The 7,071-nt window shown below is 56.2% G+C and carries 8 protein-coding genes; 2 read left to right on the top strand and 6 right to left on the bottom strand.

All coding sequences use genetic code 11. From position 1 onward, the window contains the following. Positions 1–3: 3 nt before the first annotated feature. Together ENI00_RS16080 and gpmI are read right to left on the bottom strand one after the other, a co-directional pair. The gene (locus tag ENI00_RS16080; protein ID WP_304104562.1) at positions 4–426 is read right to left on the bottom strand and encodes a hypothetical protein; all 423 of its coding nucleotides are present in this window, start codon (positions 424–426) and stop codon (positions 4–6) included. A 20-nt stretch (positions 427–446) separates the two neighbouring features. After that, complete coding sequence (gpmI, locus tag ENI00_RS16075; RefSeq protein WP_304104560.1) at positions 447–1,994, bottom strand: 2,3-bisphosphoglycerate-independent phosphoglycerate mutase; 1,548 nt, start codon at positions 1,992–1,994, stop codon at positions 447–449. A 159-nt stretch (positions 1,995–2,153) separates the two neighbouring features. Here gpmI and ENI00_RS16070 point away from each other — a divergent pair, with 159 nt between their 5' ends. Then, on the top strand, positions 2,154–2,570 hold the full coding sequence (locus tag ENI00_RS16070; RefSeq protein ID WP_304104559.1) for a rhodanese-like domain-containing protein: 417 nt from the start codon (positions 2,154–2,156) through the stop codon (positions 2,568–2,570). A 155-nt stretch (positions 2,571–2,725) separates the two neighbouring features. Then, on the top strand, positions 2,726–3,229 hold the full coding sequence (gene secB / locus ENI00_RS16065) for a protein-export chaperone SecB (protein WP_304104557.1): 504 nt from the start codon (positions 2,726–2,728) through the stop codon (positions 3,227–3,229). A gap of 113 nt (positions 3,230–3,342) precedes the next feature. Here secB and trmL read toward each other — a convergent pair whose 3' ends face one another. From trmL to ENI00_RS16045, 4 genes are all read right to left on the bottom strand, one after another. Further along, on the bottom strand, positions 3,343–3,828 hold the full coding sequence (gene trmL / locus ENI00_RS16060; RefSeq protein WP_304104554.1) for a tRNA (uridine(34)/cytosine(34)/5-carboxymethylaminomethyluridine(34)-2'-O)-methyltransferase TrmL: 486 nt from the start codon (positions 3,826–3,828) through the stop codon (positions 3,343–3,345). Positions 3,829–3,834: 6 nt separating this feature from the next. After that, positions 3,835–5,013: an acetyl-CoA C-acetyltransferase gene (locus ENI00_RS16055; RefSeq protein ID WP_304104552.1), complete on the bottom strand. Its 1,179-nt coding sequence runs from the start codon at positions 5,011–5,013 to the stop codon at positions 3,835–3,837. 104 nt (positions 5,014–5,117) lie between these two features. Further along, entirely contained in the window at positions 5,118–5,864 is a 747-nt protein-coding gene (locus tag ENI00_RS16050; RefSeq protein ID WP_304104551.1) for a pteridine reductase, read from the bottom strand. Between the two features lie 9 nt (positions 5,865–5,873). Further along, positions 5,874–6,995 (bottom strand): multifunctional CCA tRNA nucleotidyl transferase/2'3'-cyclic phosphodiesterase/2'nucleotidase/phosphatase, encoded by a 1,122-nt coding sequence (locus ENI00_RS16045; RefSeq protein WP_304104549.1) that lies wholly within the window; start codon positions 6,993–6,995, stop codon positions 5,874–5,876. Between the last annotated feature and the right edge of the window lie 76 nt (positions 6,996–7,071).

The raw sequence follows: 7,071 nt of genomic DNA, 5'->3' as shown, positions 1-7,071 counted from the left end.
GCGTCAGATGTGTATAAGAGACAGGTCCGGATCGATTTCATTAAGCAGCACTTTCAAGGCTGGCGCATCGCCTTCCATCCAGGCGGTGCGGATCTGTTTTTTCAAGCTCTCCCGCTGACGTTCCAGGGTTTGCGTCAGTGTCTGTTCTTCACCTTGCAGTTCAACAAGACGCTGCTGCTGTTTTTTCACCTGCTCACGCAAAGACCTCCGTTCCCGGGTCAGCCTGCTAATAGTGCGTTCAACATCGACAAGCTGTCGCTCCACAGCGGAGCGATCCTTTTCGGCGTCTGCCAGCCAGTCATCAATACCCTCAATGCGGTCCTTGAGGGCTTCAATCTGGGCGGGTGTGACCTCTTGTCCGAACGCTGCCGGCGCGGCACTCAGCATAAACATGAGTGCCAACGCCAGTGCTGCCGCGAATCGCACCGGTATGGTCTGGCTCCTGGTCAATCAATTTTGACCAGGCTGTGCCCGGTCATTTCTTTTGGTTGTTCAAGGCCCATCAATGTCAGCAACGAGGGTGCTACGTCACTCAGGCTGCCGCCGTCGTTCAGGCTGACACGTCGGCTGCCTGTGTATACCAATGGTACCGGCCCAATAGTGTGCGCTGTGTGGGCCTGGCCAGAGTCAGGGTCGGCCATCTGTTCGCAGTTTCCGTGGTCGGCGGTTATCAGTGCTTCACCGCCCACCTCGTCAAGGGCTTCCACAACCCGCTGCACACAGTGATCAATGCATTCTGCTGCCTTGATAGCGGCGTCCAGTTTGCCGGTATGCCCTACCATATCCCCGTTGGCATAGTTGCAGATTATCAGGTCGTACTTGCCACTCTTCACCGCTTCAACCAGTTTGTCGGTGACTTCCGGAGCGCTCATCTCAGGCTGCAGATCGTACGTTGCCACTTTGGGTGAGGGCACCAGAATCCGGTCTTCGCCGGTAAAGGGTGTTTCCACGCCGCCATTAAAAAAGAAAGTTACGTGTGCGTACTTCTCGGTTTCCGCAATACGCAACTGAGTTTTACCAAGGTCCGCCACGTATTCGCCCAAACCGTTAACCAGCTTGTGGGGCGGATAGGCGCACGACGCCTTTATGTCGGCTGCATACTCGGTGAGCGTGACAAAGTCGGCCAGTTTCGGCTGTTTTTTTCGATCGAATCCTTCGAAGTTTTCGTCTACAAAAGAACGAGTCATTTCCCGCGCGCGGTCGGAGCGGAAGTTCATGAACAACACGGCGTCGCCATCATTAATGGTGGCGGCAGATTCGCCGGCGTTTTGAATGCGGGTCGGCTTCACGAACTCATCGTTCTCGCCGCGTTCGTAGGCTTGTTCAAGACCGGTTACCGGATCGGGCGCGGTGAACTCGGAATCACCCTGGGTCATCAGGTTGTAGGCGCTCTCAACACGATTCCAACGGTTGTCCCTGTCCATTGCAAAATAACGACCCACAATCGAGGCTACGCGGCCCACGCCCAGGCTTTTGAGTTTTGCGGCGGCCTTTTCCAGAGAGGCTCGGGCGCTGCGGGGCGGCATATCACGGCCATCGAGAAAGGCGTGAACGTACACTTCTTTTGCACCCCTTGAGGCGGCAAGCTCGGCGGCTGCAAGCACGTGATCTTCATGGCAGTGAACCCCACCAGGTGACAACAGGCCCATAAGATGAACCGCGCCACCATTGGTTACGGCTTTGTCGATTGCGGCACAAAGGGCGTTGTTTTTACTAAATTCGCCGTTTTCCAGATCTTTGTCGATGCGCGTGAGACTTTGGTAAACCACGCGCCCTGCGCCCAGGTTCATGTGCCCTACTTCCGAGTTGCCCATTTGGCCTTTCGGCAGGCCCACAAACATGCCGGAAGTGTTGATCAGCGCCTTCGGTCGCGTCTGCCAGAGCATGTTCCAGAACGGCAGTTTAGCGTTGCTGATGGCGTTGTCGTCGGAGGGCTCACGGTGTCCCCAGCCGTCAAGTATAATCAATGCTGTTGGCTTGCGCAGTTCTGTCATTGGTCAGTCCGGAGGTAAAATGTTAGTAAGTTTACGAAACTAATTGTGGAGTTTATCTATTTTTGCACGTTGGGGCCACAGTCGTCACCTATAGCGTTACCTTCTGTCTGGCGGGCAGGCTGTGTATAATCCGGCCAAACTTATTATCAGGGTAACCTCATGGATCGGATGTTTGAATTTGTCGTTAACCACTACATTCTCGCGTCGCTGTTTGTGGCCTTTCTGGTCGCCATTCTGATTCTGGAATCCCGACGCGGGGGCGCCAAAATCTCTGCCCAGGGCGCGGTTAACCTGATCAACCGGGATGAGGCCATTGTTGTTGATATCCGGGATCGCAAGGAGTTCACTGAAGGTCGCATCACCGGGTCAATCAATATTCCGTTGAGCAACCTGAAAGGTCGCGCTGCTGAATTAAAGAAGCACAAAGACAAACAAATTATTGTAGCGGACAAAATGGGCCAGCATTCCGCCATGGCGGTCAAGCAGCTCAACGCTGAAGGTTATGCAAACGTGGTGCGCCTGAACGGCGGTGTGGCAGACTGGAAAGCCAGTAACCTGCCGCTGGTGAAAAAATAGCGTCGGCGACAACCTGGCTTGATCTGAATGCTGATCTGACGCACTGTTTCAGATCTGTAGTTAATGCCCTGCAGGAAATTGTTCCGGCAGACGCAATCATAACAATGGGCGTTTAGTCCACTCTACGACTCTCTACAAAAACGAAAGGACTTAACATGGCTGAGAATGAGCAAGCCGCTGCAGGCAATGAGAACCAGAACCAGGCCCAGTTTGCCCTTCAGCGTATCTACGTGAAGGATCTCTCTTTTGAATCCCCGAATTCGCCTATGGTGTTTCAGGAGCAATGGAAGCCGCAGGTGAACCTGGATCTGAACACGGCGCACACGAGCGTGACTGAGAACCAGTATGAGGTTGTGTTGTCACTGACCGTTACGGCAAAAATAAACGAGAAAGTGGCGTATATTGTTGAAATCCAACAGGCGGGCGTGTTTCTCGTGGCCGGCATTGAAGGGCCGCAACTGGGCCAGATGCTCGGTGCTTACTGCCCGACTATTTTATTTCCGTATGCCCGTGAAGCCATCGACGGCGTCGTTGGCAAAGGCAGTTTCCCGGCGTTGATGCTGGCGCCGGTTAACTTCGATGCGATCTACGCGCAGGCGCTGCAGCGCAAGCAGGAAGAGACGGCTGGTAATTCTGACGAAGAGCAGAAGACTCACTAGAAGGCCGGCCAACAGTTCAGCTCTGGCCACACCAAACGATAGCCCGGCAATGCCGGGCTATCGTGTTTATACCGTCCGAGATCTGGATTTTCAGTTGAATGATGGGCAGCAATTTATGAGAGATCTTCGCCTTCGGGCTTAGCTCCCAAAAATTCCAGTTGCCGCCAGGCTTCGTAAACCACCAGGGCGACGGTATTGGACAGGTTCAGGCTGCGGCTCTGGGCGCGCATGGGGACTTTAAGGCAGTGCTCTGCCGACAGCCCTTCGCGCACGTCTGACGGCAGGCCCCGGGTTTCCGGGCCAAACATCAGATAATCGCCTTCCTGATAGGCCACCTGATGGTAGTAACGATGGCCTTTGGTGGTGAGGCCGAACAGCCGCCGGGGTTGTTCGCTGTCGAGAAATGCCTGATAGCTTTTATGCACTTTTACCGTAGCGTATTCACTGTAGTCCAGCCCCGCACGGCGCATCTGTTTGTCTTCCAGAGTAAACCCCAGAGGCTTAATCAGATGCAGCCGGCAGCCGGTGTTGGCGCACAGCCGGATGATATTACCGGTGTTCGGCGGTATCTCCGGCTCATACAGCACCACATTCAGCATCGCGCTTCAGCGCTCCACAGCCAGGGCAACACCCATGCCGCCGCCAATGCACAAGGTTGCGAGGCCCTTGTTAACATCACGACGAACCATTTCGTGCAGCAGAGAAACCAGTATACGGCAGCCAGAAGCGCCAATGGGGTGGCCCATGGCAATGGCGCCGCCATTCACGTTCACTTTGCGGGTGTCCCAGCCCAGTTCGCGGTTAACGGAAATCGCCTGGGCCGCAAACGCCTCGTTGGCTTCAATCAGGTCCAGATCGGTAACGCTCCAGCCGGCCAGATCCAGACAGCGCTGGCTGGCGGGAATCGGTCCGGTGCCCATGATGGCCGGGTCAACGCCCGCATTGGCGTAGGCTTTGATCGTTGCCAGTGGCGCCAGGCCCAGCTCTTTGGCTTTTTCGGCGCTGCACACCATAACCGCAGCCGCACCATCGTTTAGGGACGAGGCGTTGCCAGCGGTTACGGTGCCGTCTTTCTTGAAAGCCGGGCGCAGTTTGCCAAGGCCTCCACTGGTTACGCCGTCTCGAGGCCCTTCGTCTTTGTTGACGATTACGGGGTCGTTCTTACGCTGGGCAATGGAAACCGGCACGATTTCGCCATCGAAATACCCGGCTTCGCGGGCTGCAACGGCTTTTTGCTGGGACGCTGCGGCAAACTCATCCTGTTCTTCGCGGCTGATGTTGTATTTCTGTGCAACATTCTCGGCAGTGATGCCCATATGGTAGTCGTTAAACGCATCCCACAGGCCGTCGGTAATCATGGTGTCGATCATTGTCCAGTTGCCCATGCGCTGGCCGTTGCGGCTGTTGGGCAAAACGTGGGGAGCCTGGCTCATGCTTTCCTGCCCGCCGGCAATGATCATGTCTGCATCGCCGCAGCGAATTGCCTGCACCGCCATGTGCACCGCTTTCAGGCCTGAGCCACACACCTTGTTGATAGTCATCGCAGGTACGGAGGCGGGTATGCCGGCATTAATGGCCGACTGGCGCGCGGTGTTCTGGCCACAGCCTGCGGTCAGCACTTGGCCCAGCACCACTTCATTGATCTGGTCGCCAGCAACGCCGGTCTCTTCCAGCAGGGCCTTGAGAACGGCGGTGCCAAGCTGGTCTGCACGAAGGCTGGAAAGGCCTCCGCCAAATGCTCCGATGGCAGTGCGTCGGGCGGCAACAATAACGACATCACGCATGGGTTTCTCCGGTTAGTGTGTTTTGCTGCCGGCATTGTAGCCGGAAAGCCCGAACGGGCAAAAGCGGGCGTCTGTCTTGTATCAGCCCCGCACCAGCTCTGCAGTCACATGTTCAGGCTTCGCCCACCGTCGACAGACAGAATTTGCCCGGTAATAAACGGCGCATCAGTCAACAAAAACACAATGGTTCGAGCAATGTCGTCTGGCGTGCCGGTGCGGTTCAGGGGCGTTTTTGCCAAAATTCTGTTCTGGTAATCCGAATCAACGTTTGCGTCACCTTCCGGCCAGAGAATGGCGCCGGGGGAGACGCCGTTTACCCGAACTTCCGGTGCAAGATCTTTAGCCCAGGAGCGGGTCAGGGCGGCGAGACCGGCTTTACTGGCGCAATAAAGCGGGTGTTCCGGCAACGGTTTTTCACTGTAGATATCGATCAGGTTCACAACGCTGCCGGCGCTTTTCCGCAGCGCAGGCAGGCATGCTTGCAGCAGAAAAAACGGGGCCTTGAGGTTGGTGTTCATGATAGTCGCCCAATCGTCCTCCGTTGCGTCGGGAGTGGGGGTTGGGTAGAACACCGATGCGTTGTTCACCAGCGCATCCAACCGGCCCCAATGCGCAGCTGCCTCATGGCCCAGACGCTGTGTATTGGCCAGCGCGGTCAGGTCAGCCTGCAGCACAATGGCGGAGTTCTCACGCTTTTGGTTCATCGCCATTGCAAGGCTTTGGGCCTGTTCTTCACGGCTTCGGTAATGAATAACCAGATTCCACCCGCGCTCATGGAGCAATTGCGCCGTGCGAGCGCCTAGACGGTGAGCCGAACCAGTAATCAGGGCAACAGGTGTGTTCGCAGACATGCATGGTCCTTATAAAGATGCGTGGGAGACTGCTTCAGCTATACGAACCAGGCGCTGGGCCCGGATTGCTTCGCCCAGCTCTTTGCCGGTAAAACCCTGTTTTATCAGCGCTTGTGGGGCAACGTTTGATGCGGCCTCAGCGGCTTTTCTGAGGGTTTCAAGTGGCCGCTGCGCGGCAGGTTCAAGAGCGCATCCCAGCACGTTAATCAGGTGCGAGAAGCGCTCGGGTCGGCGCCACGCGTCTGCCTTCTCCAGCAAGCCGAGCAGCGTGCCTGCGTCCGGTTTTGTATGGTTGAACTGCCTCACCACCGGCATAAAAGCCGCGGCTAGGCGGGCAAGTTGTTGGCAGTCATTGGGCGCTTTCAAGGCGTTCGCCCTGGCGCTGCAAGCAGGCTCATCAAGCGTACAGAGTATTGCCGCAAAACGTTCTACCGTTGAGCCTGCGCTGAAGTGAACGCATTGAAGCGCATCAGTGGCTGCGCGGAAGTGGGTTTCTGCCGTCAATTCGGGAATCAGTACCGCAAGGGCGCCACAATCACGCAGCACGCTAAAAAAGACGCCCGGCGCTTGCTCGTGCAGCGCACGCTGGATTTCCTGCCACACTCGCTCGGGCACAAGATGTTCCACTTCACCTGCAGAAACCATGGTGCGCATAAGCTCCATGGTTTCTGCACAGACGCGAAATCCGAGTGGTTGAAAACGTGCGGCAAAGCGAGCGGTTCTCAGAATACGCAGGGGGTCTTCTTTGAAGGCTTCAGAAACGTGCCTCAGTTCTCGCGCTTCAAGATCTTTTCTGCCATTGAACGGATCTGTCAGCTCCCCGTGTTCGGAACGCGCCATGGCGTTGATGGTCAGATCCCTGCGCAGCAGATCGTCTTCAAGAGTAACGTCCGGGGCGCTGTAAACGGAGAAGCCATGATAGCCATGCCCCTGTTTACGCTCGGTACGGGCCAGCGCGTATTCTTCGTGGGTTTTCGGATGCAGAAACACAGGGAAGTCTGAGCCTACCTGGGTAAAGCCTTGGGCAAGCATCTCATCCGGCGTTGCGCCGACCACTACCCAATCCCGGTCTTTGACTTTCAGACTCAGCAACTCGTCGCGGACTGCACCGCCAACCAGATAGGTTTGCATGAACGTTGTGATTCCTTTTTTGAGGCGTTCGGGAATTATCCGTTGCCTGAGCGGGTCAGGCAAACCTGAGTTGGGC

Source organism: Marinobacter antarcticus (assembly GCF_011049865.1).
In the GTDB taxonomy this organism is placed as follows: Bacteria; Pseudomonadota; Gammaproteobacteria; order Pseudomonadales; family Oleiphilaceae; genus Marinobacter; species Marinobacter antarcticus_A.
Note: the sequence above shows the minus strand (reverse complement) of the source record. Positions and strands in the feature narration are given on the sequence as shown.